The sequence below is a fragment of the Planococcus lenghuensis genome, from assembly GCF_001999905.1.
Classification (GTDB): Bacteria; Bacillota; Bacilli; order Bacillales_A; family Planococcaceae; genus Indiicoccus; species Indiicoccus lenghuensis.
Genome location: NZ_CP019640.1, coordinates 2,305,923 through 2,325,746 on the forward strand (window position 1 = coordinate 2,305,923; position 19,824 = coordinate 2,325,746).

The 19,824-nt window shown below is 49.5% G+C and carries 16 protein-coding genes; all 16 read right to left on the reverse strand.

Features of this window, described 5'->3' with window-relative positions; genetic code table 11:
- Positions 1–18 precede the first annotated feature (18 nt).
- The 16 genes from nusA to xerC all read right to left on the reverse strand — a co-directional run bounded on the left by nusA (position 19) and on the right by xerC (position 19,798).
- On the reverse strand, positions 19–1,140 hold the full coding sequence (gene nusA / locus B0X71_RS11890) for a transcription termination factor NusA (RefSeq protein ID WP_077589618.1): 1,122 nt from the start codon (positions 1,138–1,140) through the stop codon (positions 19–21).
- A gap of 20 nt (positions 1,141–1,160) precedes the next feature.
- Positions 1,161–1,649 (reverse strand): ribosome maturation factor RimP, encoded by a 489-nt coding sequence (rimP, locus tag B0X71_RS11895; RefSeq protein WP_077589619.1) that lies wholly within the window; start codon positions 1,647–1,649, stop codon positions 1,161–1,163.
- A 127-nt stretch (positions 1,650–1,776) separates the two neighbouring features.
- Positions 1,777–6,093 (reverse strand): PolC-type DNA polymerase III, encoded by a 4,317-nt coding sequence (locus tag B0X71_RS11900; protein ID WP_077589620.1) that lies wholly within the window; start codon positions 6,091–6,093, stop codon positions 1,777–1,779.
- Between the two features lie 78 nt (positions 6,094–6,171).
- Positions 6,172–7,875, reverse strand: a complete 1,704-nt coding sequence (locus B0X71_RS11905; RefSeq protein ID WP_077589621.1) for a proline--tRNA ligase — start codon at positions 7,873–7,875, stop codon at positions 6,172–6,174.
- Positions 7,876–7,972: 97 nt separating this feature from the next.
- Positions 7,973–9,241, reverse strand: coding sequence for an RIP metalloprotease RseP (gene rseP / locus B0X71_RS11910; protein ID WP_077589622.1), 1,269 nt, complete (start codon positions 9,239–9,241; stop codon positions 7,973–7,975).
- Between the two features lie 41 nt (positions 9,242–9,282).
- Positions 9,283–10,428 (reverse strand): 1-deoxy-D-xylulose-5-phosphate reductoisomerase, encoded by a 1,146-nt coding sequence (gene dxr / locus B0X71_RS11915; protein ID WP_077589623.1) that lies wholly within the window; start codon positions 10,426–10,428, stop codon positions 9,283–9,285.
- A gap of 15 nt (positions 10,429–10,443) precedes the next feature.
- Entirely contained in the window at positions 10,444–11,235 is a 792-nt protein-coding gene (locus B0X71_RS11920; RefSeq protein WP_077589624.1) for a phosphatidate cytidylyltransferase, read from the reverse strand.
- Positions 11,232–12,017, reverse strand: coding sequence for an undecaprenyl pyrophosphate synthase (locus B0X71_RS11925; RefSeq protein ID WP_077589625.1), 786 nt, complete (start codon positions 12,015–12,017; stop codon positions 11,232–11,234). Before B0X71_RS11925 ends, B0X71_RS11920 begins: the two co-directional genes overlap by 4 nt.
- A 152-nt stretch (positions 12,018–12,169) precedes the next feature.
- Positions 12,170–12,727 (reverse strand): ribosome recycling factor, encoded by a 558-nt coding sequence (gene frr / locus B0X71_RS11930; protein ID WP_077589626.1) that lies wholly within the window; start codon positions 12,725–12,727, stop codon positions 12,170–12,172.
- Entirely contained in the window at positions 12,727–13,452 is a 726-nt protein-coding gene (gene pyrH, locus B0X71_RS11935; protein WP_077589627.1) for a UMP kinase, read from the reverse strand. The genes frr and pyrH overlap by 1 nt, the downstream gene beginning before the upstream one ends.
- A gap of 68 nt (positions 13,453–13,520) precedes the next feature.
- Positions 13,521–14,405, reverse strand: coding sequence for a translation elongation factor Ts (tsf, locus tag B0X71_RS11940; RefSeq protein WP_077589628.1), 885 nt, complete (start codon positions 14,403–14,405; stop codon positions 13,521–13,523).
- A gap of 80 nt (positions 14,406–14,485) precedes the next feature.
- Positions 14,486–15,202 (reverse strand): 30S ribosomal protein S2, encoded by a 717-nt coding sequence (gene rpsB / locus B0X71_RS11945; RefSeq protein WP_077589629.1) that lies wholly within the window; start codon positions 15,200–15,202, stop codon positions 14,486–14,488.
- An 884-nt stretch (positions 15,203–16,086) separates the two neighbouring features.
- Positions 16,087–16,866, reverse strand: coding sequence for a GTP-sensing pleiotropic transcriptional regulator CodY (gene codY, locus B0X71_RS11955; RefSeq protein ID WP_077589631.1), 780 nt, complete (start codon positions 16,864–16,866; stop codon positions 16,087–16,089).
- 82 nt (positions 16,867–16,948) lie between these two features.
- Positions 16,949–18,346 carry an ATP-dependent protease ATPase subunit HslU gene (gene hslU, locus B0X71_RS11960; RefSeq protein ID WP_077589632.1) on the reverse strand — a complete coding sequence of 466 codons (1,398 nt, stop codon included), beginning with the start codon at positions 18,344–18,346 and terminating at the stop codon, positions 16,949–16,951.
- Positions 18,346–18,891, reverse strand: coding sequence for an ATP-dependent protease subunit HslV (gene hslV / locus B0X71_RS11965; RefSeq protein ID WP_077589633.1), 546 nt, complete (start codon positions 18,889–18,891; stop codon positions 18,346–18,348). The genes hslU and hslV overlap by 1 nt, the downstream gene beginning before the upstream one ends.
- Positions 18,892–18,904: 13 nt before the next feature.
- The gene (gene xerC, locus B0X71_RS11970) at positions 18,905–19,798 is read right to left on the reverse strand and encodes a tyrosine recombinase XerC (protein WP_077589634.1); all 894 of its coding nucleotides are present in this window, start codon (positions 19,796–19,798) and stop codon (positions 18,905–18,907) included.
- Positions 19,799–19,824: the final 26 nt, after the last annotated feature.

The window sequence follows — 19,824 nt, forward strand, 5'->3', positions numbered from 1 at the left end:
GATCACCCTTTTCCCGAATTATTCTTCGTCGCCGTAGAAATTGAAATCTTCGAGCTCCTCTTCCTCTTGGAAGTCATCTGCATCGCCTGTCGGGTAAATCCCCAATTCACGTGCATCTGTCTCACTCTTGATGTCGATTTTCCAGCCTGTCAGCTTCGCTGCCAGACGTGCGTTCTGTCCGCGTTTGCCGATCGCAAGCGAGAGCTGATAATCCGGAACAATGACGGTAGTCGATTTCTCTTCTTCATTCACCAGCACCTCAAGCACTTTTGAAGGGCTCAGCGCGTTGGCAACGAAGACAACCGGGTCTTCCGACCATTCCACGATGTCGATTTTTTCGCCACCGAGCTCGTCAACGATTGTCTGGACCCGGGAACCGCGGGCACCGACACAGGATCCGACCGGATCCACTTCTTCGTTATGCGCGAAGACGGAGATCTTTGACCGGTCGCCGGCTTCCCGGGCAATCGACTTAATCTCAACGATACCTTCGAAAATTTCAGGCACTTCATTTTCGAACAGCCGGCGCAGCAGTCCCGGATGGGTCCGTGATACGAACACCTGCGGGCCGCGTGTCGTCCGTTCCACTTTTGTGATGTATACCTTGATGCGGTCATGCGGTTTGTATGTTTCGTTTGACATTTGTTCGCTCTGTGGCAGAACCGCTTCCACTTTTCCAAGGCCGACATACATATTCCGTGGATCCATCCGTTCGACGATGCCGTTGACAATATCGTCCGCCCGATCTACATATTCATCAAAGATCAGACCGCGCTCCGCTTCGCGTACGCGCTGGGTCACGACTTGTTTTGCAGTCTGGGCTGCAATGCGGCCGAAGTTGCGGGGCGTCACTTCCTCTTCCACGATATCCCCTTCTTCATAAGCGGGGTTGATCGCTTTTGCATCATTCAAAGAAATCTGCAGGCGGTCATCCTCCACTTCTTCCACAACATCCTTACGGGAAAACACCAGCATCGTGCCTGTATCCAGGTTCAGATCAACCCGGACATTCTGGGCCTGATTGAAGTTCCGTTTATAAGCAGTAACAAGTGCCGCTTCAATTGCCTCAATCAAGACATCCCGTGAAATTCCTTTTTGTTTTTCAAGCGCTGTCAGCGCATCCAGCAGATCACTGCTCATCTATTCTGTCACTCCTTAAATTATCGGTCAAGCGGGGCGGAAAAATCAATTGCAAGGCGTGCCACTGCGATTTTATCACGGCCGATCACCACTGTTTTTTTGCGGGTCTTGATTTTGATTTCCACTGTGACTTCCTGTTCATCCGCCTGCCGAAGATACCCTTCGAATTCCTTCAGGCCATCAATCGGCTCGTATGTCTTAATATAGACGTACTTCCCGATGGCATTTGCAAAATCCCGTTCTTTTTTCAGCGGCCGCTCAGCACCGGGGGATGATACTTCCAGAAAATAATTCTGTTCGATCGGATCCCTTGCATCAAGTTCCTCGCTGAGTTTTTCACTGACCGCTGCACATTGTTCGATATCAATCGTACTTTCCGGGTTATCCACGTAAACCCGCAGGAACCAGTTCTTTCCTTCTTTCACAAACTCGACATCCACCAGCTCCAGGTTCAGGCCGCTAATGATCGGCTGTGCAATCTGTTCAACTTGCTCGGTTATTCTGCTCATACCTTCCTCCTGCCAAGTTTAATTGCCATTACAAACAGAAAAGAGCGGGAGATCCCACTCTTCTGCTCAGAGCTATGACGCAAATGTTATTGCAATAATAACATACGGAGGCCTTTAAAGCAACTTTTTAGAACAGAGACAGCTGGTTAGCGTCCGGTAATCCTTCAAGGCTGCCATGGTCATCCAAATACTCGATAAGCGTCTTTGAAACCCGTCCGCGCTGCTGCAGGTCTTCCTTCGAAAGGAACTCCCCGTCCTTGCGCGCAGTTACGATCTGTCTTGCTACGTTCGTACCGAGACCCGGAATCGCATTGAACGGCGGAATCAGGCTATTGCCTTCAATAATGAATTCATCGGCGGACGATTTGTAGAGATCCACTTTTTGGAACGACAGTCCGCGCTCGCACATTTCAAGCGCCAGTTCCAGCACGGTCATCAAGTTCTTCTCTTTCGTGGATGCATCAAGTCCTTTTGCGTTGATTTCCTGCACGGATGCACGGATTGAGCTTGATCCTTTCGCCATGACGTTCAGATCGAAATCATCTGCCCGGACGGTAAAATAAGCGGCATAATACAGCGCCGGAAAATGCACTTTAAAATAGGCGATGCGGACTGCCATCAATACATACGCAGCTGCGTGTGCCTTCGGGAACATATACTTGATTTTTTTACAAGATGCGATGTACCAGTTGGGCACGCCCTGCTCTTTCATCGCGGCTTCGAATTCTGGCGTGAGCCCTTTCCCTTTCCGGACGGATTCCATAATCTTAAACGCAAGTGACGGCTCAAGTCCCTGGTAAATCAGGTAGACCATGATATCATCCCGGCAGCCAATCACATCAGACAACTGGCATGTGCCGTTTTGGATCAGTTCCTGCGCGTTTGACAGCCAGACATCCGTACCGTGGGACAGGCCGGAGATCTGTACCAACTCCGAGAAAGTGGACGGCTTCGTCTCTTCAAGCATCTGCCGGACGAAACGTGTGCCGAATTCCGGGATACCGAGTGTGCCGGTCTTACAGCCGATCTGTTCTTCAGTGACTCCGAGAGATTCCGTCCCTGCGAAGATCTTCATTACTTCCGGATCATCCGTTGGAATCGTTTTCGGATCGATTCCGGACAAGTCCTGCAACATGCGGATAACCGTCGGATCATCATGACCGAGAATATCAAGCTTCAGCAGATTATCGTGGATGGAATGGAAATCGAAATGCGTCGTTTTCCATTCGGAATCCTGCGCATCGGCCGGAAACTGAATTGGCGAGAAATCATAAATGTCCATGTAATCCGGGACAACGATGATTCCGCCCGGATGCTGGCCGGTACTCCGTTTCACACCGGTGCAACCTTGTACGAGCCGGTCGATTTCAGCCCCGCGGAATGTTATATCATGATCATTCGAGTAGCCGCGCACATAGCCATATGCCGTCTTTTCTGCCACTGTCCCGATCGTCCCTGCCCGATATACATAATCCTCCCCGAACAGTTCTTTCGTATAGTTATGCGCTACAGGCTGATATTCACCGCTGAAATTCAAGTCGATGTCGGGAACTTTATCTCCCTTAAATCCAAGGAATGTTTCAAACGGAATATCCTGTCCGTCTTTCCTGTACGGAATCTGGCAGTCCGGACATTCCTTGTCATCTAAGTCAAAACCGGAACCGACCGAGCCATCTGTAAAGAATTCCGCTTTTTTACAGGCCGGGCAAATATAATGCGGCGGCAGCGGATTCACTTCAGTGATCTCCGTCATAGTAGCGACAAAGGATGAACCGACAGATCCCCGCGATCCGACGAGATAGCCATCATCCAAAGACTTTTTCACCAATTTATGTGAAATCAAGTAAATGACTGAAAACCCATGGCCGATAATGGACTTCAATTCTTTCTCAAGGCGCGCTTCCACGATCTCCGGAATCGGATCCCCGTAAATCTTTCTGGCCATTCCATAACTGAGTTCACGGATCTCATCATCGGCTCCATCGATCTTCGGGGTATAAAGTTCATCCCGGATCGGCTTAACGTCTCCGATCATGCCCGCAACTTTATGTGGGTTTTCCACTACCAGTTCACGCGCTTTTTCCATTCCGAGAAAGTCGAATGCTTTCAGCATCTCATCCGTTGAACGGAAATGCACTTCCGGCAATTTATGGCGATTCAGCGGATTCGCCCCACCTTGCGAACCGATCAGAATCTGCCGGTACGTCGCATCCGTTGGATCCACATAATGGACATTACCGGTCGCAACGAGCGGTTTCCCTGTCTTATCTGCCACTTTTACAAGTTTTCGGATAATGTCTTCCAGATTCCATTCATCCCGGACAAGTTCCAACTCAATAAGATGGGCATACACGTCTTTCGGATGCACTTCCAGGTAATCGTAGAACTCAGCTGCATTAATCGCGTCATCCACGGATTTTTGCATGACCGCTTCGAACACTTCTCCTTTATCACAGCCGGAACCGACCAATAGCCCTTTCCGGTGCTTTTGAAGGAGGGTACGCGGAATCCGGGGCACCCGGTAAAAATAATCGATGTGCGAAGCGGACACAAGTTTGAATAAATTCTTCAGCCCTTCCGCATCTTTTGCAAGAAGTGTGCAATGAGAAGGCCGGGCCCGCTTGTAGCTGTCACCTGTCCCGACATAGTCATTCAGCTGATCATGATAATGAAGGCCTTTTTCCTGCGCTTCTTTCAGCAAATGATCCAGAAGATACGCCGTTGCTTCCGTATCGTAAATCGCCCGGTGATGCTGGGTCAATTCGATATTGAATTTTTTGGCCAGCGTGTTTAGCCGGTGATTCTTCATCTCCGGATGAAGCATCCGGGCAAGCTCGAGCGTATCGATAGTCGCATGAACAGTGTCAATGCCAAACCGTTTATAGGACTGATACAGAAACCCCATATCGAATGACGCATTGTGGGCAACCATAATGTGATCGCCTGCCCAGTCATGGTACTCACGAATCACTTCTTCCACTTCCGGTGCATCTTTGACCATATCATCCGTAATGCCCGTCAATTCAACGGTTGTCGCAGATAGCGCATGATGCGGATTGGCAAATCGTTCAAACTTATCCACGATATTTCCACCTTGGATCTTCACGGCCGCAAGTTCAATGATTGTGTCATAAGCGGCAGAAAGTCCGGTCGTTTCCACGTCGAACACAACAAACGTTTCTTCTTTCAGAAGAGCATGCCGTTCTTCTTTTGCAATCGGCACCCCGTCATTGACGAGATTCGCTTCAAGTCCATAGATGATGTCGACGCCGTATTTCTGGCCCGCTGCATACGCATCCGGAAATGACTGCACACCCGCATGGTCTGTGATCGCAATGGCCGGATGTCCCCATGCTGCAGCACGGGCCACGAGCGCATCGACTGATGACACAGCATCCATTTGACTCATCGGTGTATGCGCATGAAGCTCGATCCGTTTTTCGGGAGCAGTATCCCGCTGGATCTCCCGCTTGATTTCCGTCATATCCTGCGCCATCATGACGAGATCCCGGACAAATGTATCCATTTGAATAGAACCGCGCGCCCGGATCCACATCCCTTTTTTCGCTTTCGCCATCAGCTCAGCATCTTCTTTGTCCCGCGAGAACATTTTAACCAAGATGGAATCGGTGTAATCGGTGATTTTCACTGTAAGAAGCGACCGGCCGCTGCGAAGTTCCCGCACCTCCGCATCAAACACATAACCCTCCACGGTTACGCGCCGTTCCTCATCCTGAATGAGTTTGATTTCTGTGATCTGTTCTTCCGGCTTGATCGGAATGCCGAGCTGGAACGGTCCGGCAGGCCCATCATCATTTTTGCGCTCTTTTTCCCGTTTTTGAATATCTGCCAATGCTTTTCTTGCCATTTCCGCTTCTTCAGCTTGCCGTTCCGCAAGAAACGCTTCATGTGCCGCCTGTGCTGCTCCGTCCGTCTCTTCTTCAATCTGGAACTCAATCTGAATCATCGGGAGGCCTAATTGCTGATAAACCATTGCCAGTTTTTCTCCGTATTTGGAACGAAGCGCCATCATTTCATGTTCATGCCGACAGGTCAGCAGCATTTTCCGGCCGCTGAAGACCGGCTGCTGGGCAGCCAACCGCTCCCGCAGCGGCGGTGCCATATCCTGGAGTTCTTCGATTACTTCCCGGTAATAATCGGTCAGAAGAACCGGATCAAACTCATCGCTTGCCGACTCAATATGTAGCTGGACATCAGCAATCGGTGCAAACACTTCATGAAGCCGGGTTTTCAGTAACCGGTACAATTCAACCGGAAGCGGCTTTTCCAGCCGGATCAGAAATTTCCATTTCCGTTCCCGTTTGTGGACTGTCATTCGTTTGAGTTCCGCTTTTTCAAAAAATGGCATATGTGTATCATCTGTGAGATCCAGATGCTGAAGCAGCAGCCTAAAACGTCCGGTTGTATCTTCTTGTGTTGTCATTATTATCCCCTTCGTTTCAAAAAAGTAGAAAAAGAAAGGAAAGTACCGGATGTACTTTCCCTTCTGCCCCAGTCATCGTTATCTTGAAAGCATCTGTTGAATCCGGTCAAGCAGCTCTTCCCGCTGCCACTCGAAAGTTTCACCGGTTCTGCGGTTCTTCACTTCCAGAATGCCTTCCGATGCCCGTTTGCCGATCGTCACCCGTACCGGAATGCCGATCAGATCGGCATCCGCAAATTTCACACCGGCACGTTCCGGCCGGTCGTCCAAAAGAACTTCATAGCGATAGTCCTTCATGAGTTTATACAAATCCTCAGCCAACTCCCGCTGTGTATCATCTTTCATGTTTATCGGGACGAGATGAATTGCATACGGAGCAACAGCAATCGGCCACTGGAACCCGGCGTCATCCTGGAATTGCTCTGCCACTGCTGCCAGAACACGGGATACCCCGATTCCATAGCAGCCCATGAGGTAAGGTTTCGCTTTCCCCTGATCATTCAGGAACGTCGCTTCCATCGGTTCACTGTACGTTGTACCGAGTTTGAACACATGTCCCACTTCGATCCCTTTGGCAAACTGGATGATCCCCTGTCCGTCAGGTGATGCATCTCCCTCCTGGATAAAACGCAAATCAGCGTATTGATCAATGGAGAAATCCTGTTCCGGGGTTACATTGATAAAATGATACCCGGTCTCGTTTGCGCCGGCAATGCCATTGACGATGGATTTGACGGCATGATCCGCATATACTTTTACATCCGACGGCAGCTGAACAGGGCCGACTGAACCAATCTCGGCAGACAGGAGATTCTGCACTTCTTCAGCAGAAGCAAGTTCTGCAGTCTTAACTCCCAGTGCATGCTTCACTTTAATATCATTGATATCATGATCACCGCGGGCCAGAATAATTGCATACGCATCATCCGCTTTAAAGACCAGTGTTTTAATGCATTGTTCAGGAGAAGCGCCAAGAAACGCTGCGACTTCACTGATCGTTTTCTGATCCGGTGTCGCCACTTTTTCCATGGCTTTCGGGCTCTCCACACTCTTCGGATACGTTACGTTCACTTCTGCCATTTCGATATTGGCCGCATACGGAGAACTATCCGAATATGCGATGATATCTTCTCCAATGTCGGACAGCACCATGAATTCATGGTTGTCTTTTCCTCCGATTGCACCGGAGTCTGCAATGACTGCCCGGAAATTCAAGCCGAGCCGGGTAAAGATATTCGTATATGCCTGCCGCATGTCTTCATAAGTCGCATCCAGACTTTCCGGTGTAGCATGGAAGGAATATGCATCTTTCATCAGAAATTCCCGGCCGCGCAGCAAACCGAAACGCGGGCGTTTTTCATCCCGGAATTTGCTTTGGATCTGGAACAGGTTGAGCGGAAGTTTCTTATAGGATTTAATCTCATCGCGCAGCAGGGATGTAATTACTTCTTCATGTGTTGCCCCCAGCGCAAATTCCCGGTCATGCCGGTCTCTCAGGCGCATCAGTTCCGGTCCATATGAGTACCAGCGGCCCGTCTCCTGCCACAGTTCTGCCTGTTGCAATGCCGGGAGGAACACTTCAACACTGTTCACGTTCTGCATCTCTTCCCGGATGATTTCTTCCACTTTCTGCAGCACCCGTTTGCCGAGTGGCAGGAACGAATAGACGCCGCTTGTATTCTGACGGATGAATCCTGCCCGCAGCAGCATCTGATGGGATTTTGCGTCCGCATCTGCCGGAGTTTCCCGGAGAGTCGGAATAAATGTTAATGTCTGCCTCATGTCATGCACCTCAATCGACTAGTGTTTAAATTCAAGGCAAAGCCGGGGGTGTGCATCTTACACTGATCGGCAAGATGCAGACACCGGATTGCCGATGTTAGAAAAAGAATCGCTGGATATCATTCCAGGTCACGATGATCATCAGCATCAAGAGCAGCATGATGCCAACGAAATGAACCATGCCTTCCTTCTGGCGGTCCACCGGTTTCCCCCGGACCGCTTCGATAAGAAAGAACACCAGTCTGCCGCCATCAAGTGCCGGAAGAGGCAGCAGGTTCATGATGCCAAGGTTGATGCTCAGCATACCTGCAAATCCCATAAGGGTATAGATGCCATATTCCTGCACGACGGTTTCGGTGGTTTTATAGATGCCGACCGGACCGGCAAGTGCATCAATGGTAAATTGTCCGGTTACGAGCATGCCGAGCAGCCGGATAATTTCCTTGAACCAGAACACGGTCTGTTCTGCACCATACGCGATAGCTCCTATGGGGTCTTTCTCAAAAGGACTCATATACATGACGCCGATCACACCCACTTCTTCCGGAGCGCCTTCAGGCTGCATACGTTCCGGCGTAATCGCCAGGTCCAACACTTCCCCATCCCGCTCGACTGTGAAGTTAAGTGTATTTTCAGGATTCTCCTGCACCACACCCACCAGGTCGTTCCAGGAATCAACCGGCTCGCTGTCAATAGCGGTCACCAAATCGCCGCCTTCAAGTCCGGCTGCTGCAGCCGGGCTGTCTTCCGTCACTTCTGTAACGATCGGTTCATTTGTCGGAACGCCTTGGAACAGACCGAGGGCCGTGAAAATCAGGAATGCTAAAATGAAATTGAAGAACGGTCCTGCAAAAATGGTCAAAAACCGCTGAAGCACATTTTTGGAACCGAATTGCCGATCAAACGGAGCAAGCTGTGTTTCGTTGCCATTCTCCTCGATGACCGCATCCCGTGCTACCGGAATACGCAGAAATTGATCTTCTTCATCATAGCCTTTGATGTACAATTCCCGTTCCAGGTCCGCCTCTTCCACTTCAAGGAACAGGACGTCCGGATACTCTTTCTTCTGGTTCAAGACAACCCGTTCGGCTTCTCCGTCTTTATTGAGCAGCAGACCCACCCGGTGACCGGGCTGAATACGGACTGTATCGAAGTCCTCGCCTGCCATGCGGACATAACCGCCAAATGGCAATAGGCGTATGGTATATAAAGTCTCACCTTTTGTGATGCCGAGAATCTTAGGACCAAACCCAATGGCGAACTCACGCACCAGAATGCCGGCCCGTTTTGCAAATATGAAATGCCCCAGTTCATGAAAGAACACGAGGGATCCGAAAACCAGCGCAAACGAAATAACTGTTTCCATACCAAACCCATCCTTTAACCGTTATCGGTTTAAATCTTAAGCTATTTTAGCATGTTCCGGACAGATTTTCTTGTATTTGCGTCGACTTCGAGAATCTCTTCGAGTCCTGGCGCAGCAGCAGGCGTATGAGCAGCCATTGCCCGGCTAATGATTTCTTCAATCTGAAGGAAATCAATGCGTTCATTTAAAAATTGAGCGACCGCTTCTTCATTTGCCGCATTGTAGACGGTGGTCATCGTGCCGCCTGCACGGCCGGCATCAAATGCAAGCTGCAGCGCCCGGTACCGATCGTAGTCCATTTCCTGGAAATTCAATTTGCCGATAGCAGCTAAATCCAGTCTGGCTGCATTGCGGCGAGGCAGTCTGTCGGGAAACGTGAGCGCATACTGGATCGGCACACGCATATCGGGTGTGCCGAGCTGCGCCATGACTCCTGTATCACGGAACTCGACCATGGAATGAATGATACTTTCTCTGTGAAGCAGCACTTCGATGTCATCATAAGGAAAATCGAACAGCACATGTGCTTCAATGACTTCGAGACCTTTATTCGCCATCGTGGCTGAATCGATTGTAATTTTGGCTCCCATGGACCAATTGGGATGATTCAACGCTTCCTTTACTGTAACTCCCTGCAGCTCATTGCGGGTCCGGTCCCGGAAACTCCCGCCGGAAGCAGTCAGAATCAACTTCGTCGCCTGTTCCCGCTTTTCACCGTTCAGCGCTTGAAACAGGGCTGAATGTTCGCTGTCCACCGGCAGAATGACCGCTCCATATTTACGGGCTTCCCGCATAACAAGATGGCCTGCTGTTACGAGCGTCTCTTTATTGGCAAGTGCTATTTTTCTGCCGAGCCGGATTGCCGCCAGCGTCGGTTCAAGACCGATCGAGCCGGTCACTGCACTGACCAGCACATCTGCATCATATACAGCAATCTCGTTCAGTCCAGTCTGTCCGGCAAGCACATCCAGATCAGGATAATGGCTGCGGAGATCGGCTGCATCCTGTTCACCCAGTACACATACCGCCTGCGGCTTGAATTCTTCGATCAGCTTTCGGGTCTCTTCCATGTTCCTGCCGGCAGAGAAGGCAGTCAGTTCAAACAGCTCCCGATGCTCTCGGATCACATCTGCTGTCTGCAGACCGATCGAGCCGGTTGCTCCGAGCAGTATAACTTTTTGTGTCATCAATTCTCAGCCTCTCTATATAAAATGTAAAAAATGCAGAAGCGGCAAGACGAATAGCAGGCTGTCAAACCGGTCGAGCATGCCGCCATGGCCAGGCAGGATTGTTCCGGAATCCTTGACGCCGAAATGCCGCTTCAGTGCTGATTCCACTAAATCCCCCAGCTGACCGAAACTAGCGGCAGCAATGGTGACCCCGACCAGAATCAGCACAGAGCCTTCCAGATCCACGAACCAGTCAAGCAGCAAAGCCGCCGCAACTGCCCAAACAATGCCTCCGATGAATCCCTCAATGGTCTTATTCGGTGAAATTTGCGGCCACAGCTTTCGCTTGCCGATTTTTCTTCCAGTGAAGTAAGCCCCTGAATCGGTGGACCATACGACAAGCAGGGCATAGACAATGTATTCCAATCCAGCGTTGCGTGTTTCAATAAAATAGAAGAACCCGATGCCGATATAAAGTGTTCCTAATATTGAAAGAGCCGCATCTTCGAATGTAAATGTATTTTTCACCACAACCGTATGTATAAGCAGCAGCAGCACTGCAAAAAAGGCGAAATCGATTTTCTTATAGTCGGTATAGATATATAGGATATCCGTCCAATGAGACGGAATCAGCAGCGAAAACATAAGCGCTAATGAAATAAGCCCGCTGATGCTGAGCAAATACTGGCCTTTCATACGCAGCAGCTCCTGCAGCGCAATCGCAGCCAGGGCATAGACCAGCACGGTGAACGGCAGGCCGCCGATCAGTACGAAAGGGATAAATAAGCCGGCAGCAATCAAACCGGTAACAATGCGCTGTTTCATGTCGCTTCGTCTCCTTTCAATCCCCCGTACCGTCGGTTGCGCCGCTGGTAGTTTTCTATGGCATCGAGCATGCTGTCACTGTCAAAATCAGGCCATAATGTTTCCGTAAACCAAAATTCTGTATACGCCAGCTGCCAAAGCATGAAGTTGCTCAGCCGGACTTCACCGCTTGTCCGAATCAGCAGGTCAGGTTCCGGCAGAGCGCCGGTCATCAGCCGGTCCGTTATGTGTTGCTCCGTGACGTCTTCCGGATTCAGCAATCCGGCAGCAGCTTCAGCTGCCAGTTCCCGGACCGCATCCGCGATTTCCGACCGGCTTCCATAATTCAAAGCGAAATTCAGCACCAATCCCGTGTTATGTTGCGTGTCATGAATCGCCCGATGCACCGCTTTTTTTGTATGAGGCGGGAGTTTATCTTGTTCGCCCATCATGACAACCCGCACATTTTCCTCCACCAGCTCAGGAAGATAAGAAGACAGGAACTCTTCCGGCAGCCGCATAAGAAAATCCACTTCCGTTTTCGGCCGTTTCCAGTTTTCCGTTGAAAACGCATAAAGCGTCAGCACTTCCACTCCCATCCGGCTGGCAAGCTTCGTAATTCTGCGGACCGTTTTCATTCCCTCATGATGGCCGGCAATCCGCGGAAGGCCGCGCATTTTCGCCCAGCGTCCGTTACCGTCCATAATAATAGCAATGTGCGCCGGCACTTTTTCCTCCAAGGCAGCTGTCAGCCGGTCTGTATCGGCTGACGATTCTTTTCGCTTCAGCAACTTTTCAAACATAACTGTTTTCCTCCGATACATGCACGTACGCAAGTCTATTGTTTATCATAACAAAAATCAGATGCGTATGCCCCCTGATTTACCTGTCAAATTTCAACAGGCAGCAAAAAACGCCCTGATATTCAGGACGTTTTAAGACGGAAGAAGTTCTCTTACACTTCCAGGACTTCTTTTTCTTTATTTTGCGCAATGGAATCGATTTCGGCAATACTCGAATCTGTCATTTTCTGAACATCATCAGAATAGCCGCGAAGATCATCTTCCGTAATTTCGCCTTTTTTCTCAAGCTTCTTCAAGTCGTCATTGGCATCACGGCGGATGTTGCGGATCGCAACTTTCGCTTCCTCCGCCTCTTTCTTCACTTGTTTGACCAGCTCTTTACGCCGCTCTTCAGTAAGGGCAGGCACAGCCAGCCGGATGATATTTCCATCGCTTGCCGGCGAAAGGCCAATGTCGGACTTCAGGATCGCTTTTTCGATTTCGCCGGTTACACTTTTATCATACGGCTGGATAACCAGCAGCCGGGCTTCCGGAGTGGAGATGCCCGCAACTTGATTGATCGGTGTTGGAGCACCGTAGTAATCGACTGTAATTTTATCGAGCAATGATGCACTGGCACGTCCCGCACGGATAGATGCCAATTCCCGCGAGTATGCCTGGATTGCTTTTGACATTCTGTCTTTGGACTGCTGCATGATTGTTTTCGGCATTATACTGACCTCCTGACGGTAGTTCCGATTTTTTCACCAAGTGCCGCTTTTTTAATATTACCATTTTCCATGAGTGAGAACACGACGAGCGGAATATCATTATCCATACAGAGCGTAGAAGCTGTGGAATCCATGACCTGCAGCCCTCTCTGAATCACTTCCAGGTATGATAGTTCTGCGTATTTGACAGCATTTTCATCTTGCTGTGGATCGGCAGAGTAAACGCCATCAACATTGTTCTTCGCCATCAAAATCACATCTGCTTCAATTTCTGCTGCTCGCAATGCGGCCGTGGTATCTGTCGAAAAGTATGGGTTTCCGGTACCGGCTGCAAATATGACAACCCGCTTTTTCTCAAGATGCCGGATAGCCCGCCGGCGGATGTACGGCTCTGCAACCTGGCGCATTTCAATAGAAGACAGTACGCGCGATTCAACTCCCTGGTTTTCGAGCGAATCCTGCAGTGCGAGAGAATTCATGACGGTTGCAAGCATTCCCATGTAATCAGCTGTTGCACGGTCCATGCCCATTTCTGATCCGATCTTGCCACGCCAGATATTTCCGCCGCCGACAACCACTGCGACTTCCACACCCATTTCCACCACTTCTTTAACCTGCGCCGCGACATTCTTGATGATTTCAGGAGATAACCCGAAACCTTTATCGCCGGCCATTGCTTCCCCGCTCAGTTTCAGAACGATTCGTTTGTACTGTTGAACACTCATCGGTACCCTCCATCACACATTTACTTGAAAAATAGGGAACACGGATGTGTCCCCTATTAACATCTGCTTTATCCTTTGTTGACTTGGCTCATAACTTCTTCTGCGAAGTTATCTTGGCGTTTTTCAATGCCTTCGCCCACTTCATAGCGTACGAAGCCTTTGATTTTTCCGCCAGTTGACTGCACGAAATCGCGCACTTTCTGATCGGAATTACGCACAAATGCCTGGTCCAGGAGACAGATTTCTTCAAAGTATTTGCCAAGGCGGCCTTCGACCATCTTCGCAACGATGTTTTCAGGTTTCCCTTCATTCAGCGCCTGTTCTGTCAGTACTTTGCGCTCACGCTCCACTTCTTCTTCAGAAACCTGGTCACGTGATACATATTTCGGGTTCAGTGCTGCTACATGCATCGCTACGCCGCGTGCAGCTTCTTCGTCCGTAGAACCTTCCAGTTCAACGAGCACACCGATGCGGCCGCCCATGTGAAGGTAAGCACCGAATGCGTCATTGTCAGTCTTCGTAAGGATCACGAAGCGGCGAAGATTGATTTTTTCGCCGATTTTAGCGATTGCATTGGAGATGTGATTGTCAACAGTTGAGCCGTTATCCATTTCAGATGCAAGAGCTTCCTCGATGGTTGCCGGTTTTGTTGCCAGCAAGTGTTCGCCGAGTTCCGAAACGAGTGTCTGGAACCCTTCATTTTTCGCAACGAAATCCGTTTCTGCATTCACTTCATAAATGACTGCTTCATTGTCTCTCTCTAAAATGGAGACGACGCCTTCTGCTGCTACGCGGTCTGCTTTCTTCGAAGCGCTTGAAAGACCTTTTTCACGCAGGAAATCAACCGCTGCATCCATATTGCCGTCAGTTTCAACAAGCGCTTTTTTACAGTCCATCATGCCTGCACCTGTTTTTCCACGCAATTCTTTTACCATTTGTGCTGTAACTGCCATTGTCTATTCCTCCTTGGGATATTTTCTCAAAAAAAGGCGATAAGGGGTTTAGCCGCTTATCACCTGATGGTGCTTGTGAATTACTCAGCAGCTTCAGCTGGAGCTTCTTCTTCTTCACCTTGTTTAGATTCGATCAAAGCATCCGCCATTTTGCCTGTCAGCAATTTGACTGCACGGATCGCGTCATCATTTGCAGGGATGACATAATCGATTTCGTCCGGATCACAGTTTGTGTCAACGATTCCGACGATCGGAATGTTCAGCTTCATTGCTTCTGCAACAGCAATGCGTTCTTTGCGTGGGTCAACGACGAACATTACGTCCGGAAGACCGTTCATGTCGCGGATACCGCCAAGGAATTTCACGAGGCGCTCGTGCTCTTTATTCAGCTGAACGACTTCTTTCTTCGGAAGAACGTCAAATGTGCCGTCTTCTTCCATGCGCTCAATGTCCTTCATGCGCTTTACGCGCTTCTGGATTGTACCGAAGTTTGTGAGCGTACCACCCAACCACCGCTGGTTGATGTAGTAATTTCCAGAACGTTCCGCTTCTTCACGGATTGCATCCTGTGCCTGTTTTTTCGTGCCGACGAATAATACTTTTCCGCCTTCTTCGCCGACTTGCTTCATGTAGTTGTAAGCTTCTTCCAGCTTACGCACTGTTTTCTGAAGGTCGATGATGTAAATCCCGTTACGTTCTACGAAAATGTATTTCTTCATTTTCGGGTTCCAACGGCGTGTCTGGTGACCGAAGTGTACACCAGCTTCAAGCAGTTGTTTCATTGATACTACTGACATGTTTGTTTCCTCCTACAGGTTTTTAGTTTCCTCCGCATTCCTCACGCCCGGACCGTGACCCATACAGGCACCTGCAATCCGGATTAGAATACGTGTGTATTTAACACCGTTTGAAAGTATAACATAGCATTACCTATTTTTGCAAACAATCTGCCGAAGACTTTTAAACGGGCATTCTTTTATTCAACAGTTCTTTTCGCAAGAATTGTAGGTACCAGATATGGATCCGCTCCGGTGGACGCTTACCGCGGGCACTGCTTCAACTTCCTGAAACTCCTGCCGTCGCTTCAGGTGACTTTCAGCTCGTGCGGATACCGCTGGCGTCGCCACCTGGCGCTCATCTATTCCGATTTTTCCAATCCTCTATAAATCGAGTGAAAGAAAAGGCATACCACCATAGAAATTGGGGACTTGCCGTTTAAAAAAGAAGCAGGAATTCCCTAATTTTTTTACAGAAGATAGAAGCGGTAAATTAACAATTGCACCAAGCACTGACGGGTCCACGGGGCGGACGAAGCAGGAAGACCGGCATTCTTTGCCTGGCTTCCTGCGAAAGTCAAGGAGAGGGCAGTTAATTCTCTCCCCTTTGCGACGAGTTTGTGCAGGAGCAGCGCCTTGATTGCGCTGAAAGCAAAGCGACGAGCGCACCAAGGGCGGAGAAAGCTTGGCGGACCACCCGCGGACGATGAACGGGAATCCATAGCGCCAAAGCCACCGGGATTCCCTGCCTCGCTTTCAGCGCGCCCCGAATGGAGTAATTTCTTCGAGTCAAGAGCAGACTTTGGGGAAGAACTTCTTAGAAAATAGTCAATTCAATTTAAAATAACAGCGATAATGCAAAACAAAAAGCAGACCTAGAGTGCGGCCTGCTTTAAAATATCACATTAATTCATTTTCAATTGTTCAAGTTCAGCCAAGAATTTGGCGTTCAGCACTTTGATGTATGTGCCTTTCATGCCGAGTGAACGGGATTCGATGACGCCGGCACTTTCAAGCTTACGAAGCGCATTGACAATCACGGAACGTGTAATGCCGACCCGGTCTGCGATTTTTGAAGCGACCAGCAGGCCTTCGTTGCCGTCGAGCTCATCGAAAATGTGTTCAATCGCTTCAAGCTCACTGTAAGACAACGAACTAATGGCCATCTGCACAACCGCTTTGCTGCGTGTTTCTTCTTCGATCTGCTCGGATTTTTCACGCAGGATTTCCATACCGACAACTGTTGCGCCATATTCGCCGAGGATGAGATCATCATCCTGGAACTTCGTTTTCACCCGGGCAAGAATCAGTGTGCCAAGACGCTCTCCGCCACCGTTGATCGGCACGATTGTCGTCAGGCCATCTTGGAAAAACTCGCGGTTCTCCACGGGAAACGCCGTGTACTCGCTGTCAATCGTCAAGTTGGAAGATGTTTCGCTTACATTGAACAGATTCTTCGTATACGCTTCCGGGAATTGCCGCTGTTCCAGCATATCCTTCATCCGGTCATTCTCAATCTGCTGATTGATAGCGATTCCGAGAAGCTTCCCTCTGCGGCTCACGACAAACACGTTACACTCGATGACATTGCTGAGCGTATCAGCCATATCGTTAAAGCTGACCGACTTCCCGGCTGATGCCTGAAGCATCGAATTGATCGTTCTTGTTTTTTCTAATAAACTCATTTGAATGGTCCTCCTACAAAATCTCCGTATTTATTAATTATTCTAAAGGTTTTTAATCTTCTTGAAAACTGAAACGATTTGGTTACAGGATAAATTGTGACAAATCTTTATTCTTTGCCACGTCTGCAAGTTTGGAATCCACGTAATGCGGAGTGATATCGATTTCCGCCGGGGCTATTTCTGCCGCTTCGAACGACAATTCCTCGAGCAGGCGCTCCAGAATGGTATGCAGCCGCCGGGCCCCGATATTATCAGTATCCTGATTCACATCATGCGCTATTTCTGCAATGCGGACAATCGCTTCGTCCGTGAAATTCACTTTGACATCTTCGGTTTCCAGAAGCGCTTTATACTGCTGAATGAGCGAATGCTTTGGCTCGGTCAGAATCTTGACGAAGTCATCAACGCTGAGTTTCTGCAATTCAACGCGAATCGGAAAACGCCCCTGCAGTTCCGGAATGAGATCCGATGGCTTGGACATATGGAAAGCGCCAGCGGCCACAAACAGTACGTAATCTGTTTTGACCGGACCGTATTTCGTATTCACCGTCGATCCCTCAACAATCGGCAGAATATCCCGCTGTACACCTTCCCGGGATACATCCGCAGAAGATGAAGCGTTTTTCCCGGCAATCTTGTCCATTTCATCGATGAAGATAATGCCGTGCTGTTCCGTACGGCGCACTGCTTCCTGCGAAATATCTTCATCGTCCACAAGTTTATCCGCTTCCTCGGCTGTCAGTACACGACGGGCTTCTTTTACTTGCATACGGCGTTTTTTCTTTTTCTTTGGCATAAGAGATGACAGGGCGTCCTGCATATTCGCTCCCATGTGCTCCATACCCGACCCTTGAAGAGCATCAAACATGGATGGCATTTGTTCAGCCACTTCCGCTGTCAGCCATTCTTCTTCAAGTTTTCCCGCCTTCAGGTCTGCTGCAAGCTGGCGGCGTTTCACGCGCACTTCCACTTCAGCTTCCGCATCGAAGCCTTCTTGTTCCGTCTTTTGTCCAAACAGCATTTCAAACGGATTGCCGGCATTCTGCTTTTTGCTCATGGAAGGAGCGAGCAATTTCACAATCCGTTCTTCCGCATTTTTTTCCGCCTGATCTTTTACCGCTTCCATCCGCTCTTCACGAACGACCCGTACAGCAGCTTCAGCGAGATCACGCACCATCGATTCCACGTCGCGGCCGACATAGCCGACTTCCGTAAACTTCGTCGCTTCCACTTTGATAAATGGTGCACCGGTCAGACGTGCGATCCGCCGGGCAATCTCTGTCTTCCCGACACCCGTCGGACCGATCATCAGAATGTTCTTCGGAATGACTTCCTCCTGCATGTCCTCGCTCAATTGACTGCGGCGATAGCGGTTTCGCAGCGCTACTGCCACTGCCCGCTTCGCATCTTTCTGACCAACAATATAACGATCAAGATGATCTGATATTTCTCTTGGAGTCATGGATTGTCCTTTATTCATTATGACAGTTCCTCCAATACGATTTGATGGTTTGTGTATACACAGATATCTGCGGCAGTTTCAAGAGCTGACTGTGCAATTTCCGCTGCCGTCAGACGGTCACCGGCGTATTTCTTCAGGGCACGGCCGGCTGCAAGCGCATAATTCCCGCCGGATCCGATCGCCAGGATGCCATCATCCGGTTCAATCACTTCACCGGTTCCGGATACGAGCAGCAACTGATCTTCGTTCATGACGATCAGCATCGCTTCAAGCTGACGGAGCATCTTATCACCGCGCCATTGTTTCGCCAGTTCCACGGCAGCACGCCGGAGGTTTCCGTTGTATTCCGTCAGCTTAGCTTCAAACATTTCAAAAAGTGTAAACGCATCAGCCACCGACCCGGCAAAACCAGCCAGGACTTTATCATCGAACAGGCGTCTCACTTTCTTTGCTGTGTGTTTCATGACGACCGCATTTCCGAACGTCACCTGCCCGTCTCCGGACATAGCGGACTGGCCATTATGCTTTACAGCAAAAATCGTGGTTGCATGAAATTCCTGCATTAGATTACCTCCTTCAGGCTCTTGGATGCGCATTCAAATAGGTCTTGCGCAAATGTTCTTTTGTCACGTGCGTATATACTTGTGTAGAAGATAAATGAGCGTGCCCAAGCAATTCCTGGACGGTCCGCATATCCGCGCCATTATTCAGCAGGTGTGTAGCAAAGGTATGCCTGATCATATGCGGGTAGACGGCACCATTCAGTGATGCCTTCTTGATGCACTCTGAGAGGATATAGCGGATTCCGCGGTCGGTCAGCGGTTCTCCCCGGTTATTGACAAACAGCATGGTATGGTTCTGATTCTTCATCAGTCTTGGACGTGCTTCTTCCATGTAAAGTTCCAGCGCATCATGCGCGAACTGGCCATAAGGAATATAACGCTCTTTCTTTCCTTTCCCCAGCACTTTCACAATATGCATGGTCCGGTCCAAGTCCATGAGACGGATCGAGGTGCACTCGCTGACCCGCATACCGGTAGCATACAGCAACTCGAACAGCGCAAGATTGCGGATGGATAACTTATCTTCTCCGGCAATGGATTCAAACAGCGCTTCCAGTTCTTCCTCATAAAAAAACCGAGGCAGCCGCTCGTGTTTTTTCGGGTGATGCAGCGAGCGGAAAGCTTCTTCGCTCAAGCCGAACTCCCGGCTGCAATATTTGAAAAAAGAACGGACAGCCGAGATTTTCCGGGACACCGTCGCGCGGGAAAACGACTGTTCATACAATGCGGCCACGTAATTTCGGGCATGCAAATACTCCACTTCCCGGATATCTGCCGTTCCTTCCGCATCAAGGAAAGCAAAAAAGTCTTCGAGGTCCTTCCGGTAGTGAGTGACCGTATGTATGGAATAGTTTTTTTCAAGCTGGATGTATGTCATATACGAATCAAGCATCACTTCTCTATTCATCTCTTACACCCGCCTTTCTCCACAAC

Bases quoted from the DNA above. Each gene is read 5' to 3' on its own strand.
- nusA (WP_077589618.1), bottom strand. From the start codon at position 1,140: ATGAGCAGTGATCTGCTGGATGCGCTGACAGCGCTTGAAAAACAAAAA.
- rimP (WP_077589619.1), bottom strand. From the start codon at position 1,649: ATGAGCAGAATAACCGAGCAAGTTGAACAGATTGCACAGCCGATCATT.
- B0X71_RS11900 (WP_077589620.1), bottom strand. From the start codon at position 6,093: ATGACAACACAAGAAGATACAACCGGACGTTTTAGGCTGCTGCTTCAG.
- B0X71_RS11905 (WP_077589621.1), bottom strand. From the start codon at position 7,875: ATGAGGCAGACATTAACATTTATTCCGACTCTCCGGGAAACTCCGGCA.
- rseP (WP_077589622.1), bottom strand. From the start codon at position 9,241: ATGGAAACAGTTATTTCGTTTGCGCTGGTTTTCGGATCCCTCGTGTTC.
- dxr (WP_077589623.1), bottom strand. From the start codon at position 10,428: ATGACACAAAAAGTTATACTGCTCGGAGCAACCGGCTCGATCGGTCTG.
- B0X71_RS11920 (WP_077589624.1), bottom strand. From the start codon at position 11,235: ATGAAACAGCGCATTGTTACCGGTTTGATTGCTGCCGGCTTATTTATC.
- B0X71_RS11925 (WP_077589625.1), bottom strand. From the start codon at position 12,017: ATGTTTGAAAAGTTGCTGAAGCGAAAAGAATCGTCAGCCGATACAGAC.
- frr (WP_077589626.1), bottom strand. From the start codon at position 12,727: ATGCCGAAAACAATCATGCAGCAGTCCAAAGACAGAATGTCAAAAGCA.
- pyrH (WP_077589627.1), bottom strand. From the start codon at position 13,452: ATGAGTGTTCAACAGTACAAACGAATCGTTCTGAAACTGAGCGGGGAA.
- tsf (WP_077589628.1), bottom strand. From the start codon at position 14,405: ATGGCAGTTACAGCACAAATGGTAAAAGAATTGCGTGGAAAAACAGGT.
- rpsB (WP_077589629.1), bottom strand. From the start codon at position 15,202: ATGTCAGTAGTATCAATGAAACAACTGCTTGAAGCTGGTGTACACTTC.
- codY (WP_077589631.1), bottom strand. From the start codon at position 16,866: ATGAGTTTATTAGAAAAAACAAGAACGATCAATTCGATGCTTCAGGCA.
- hslU (WP_077589632.1), bottom strand. From the start codon at position 18,346: ATGAATAAAGGACAATCCATGACTCCAAGAGAAATATCAGATCATCTT.
- hslV (WP_077589633.1), bottom strand. From the start codon at position 18,891: ATGCAGGAATTTCATGCAACCACGATTTTTGCTGTAAAGCATAATGGC.
- xerC (WP_077589634.1), bottom strand. From the start codon at position 19,798: ATGAATAGAGAAGTGATGCTTGATTCGTATATGACATACATCCAGCTT.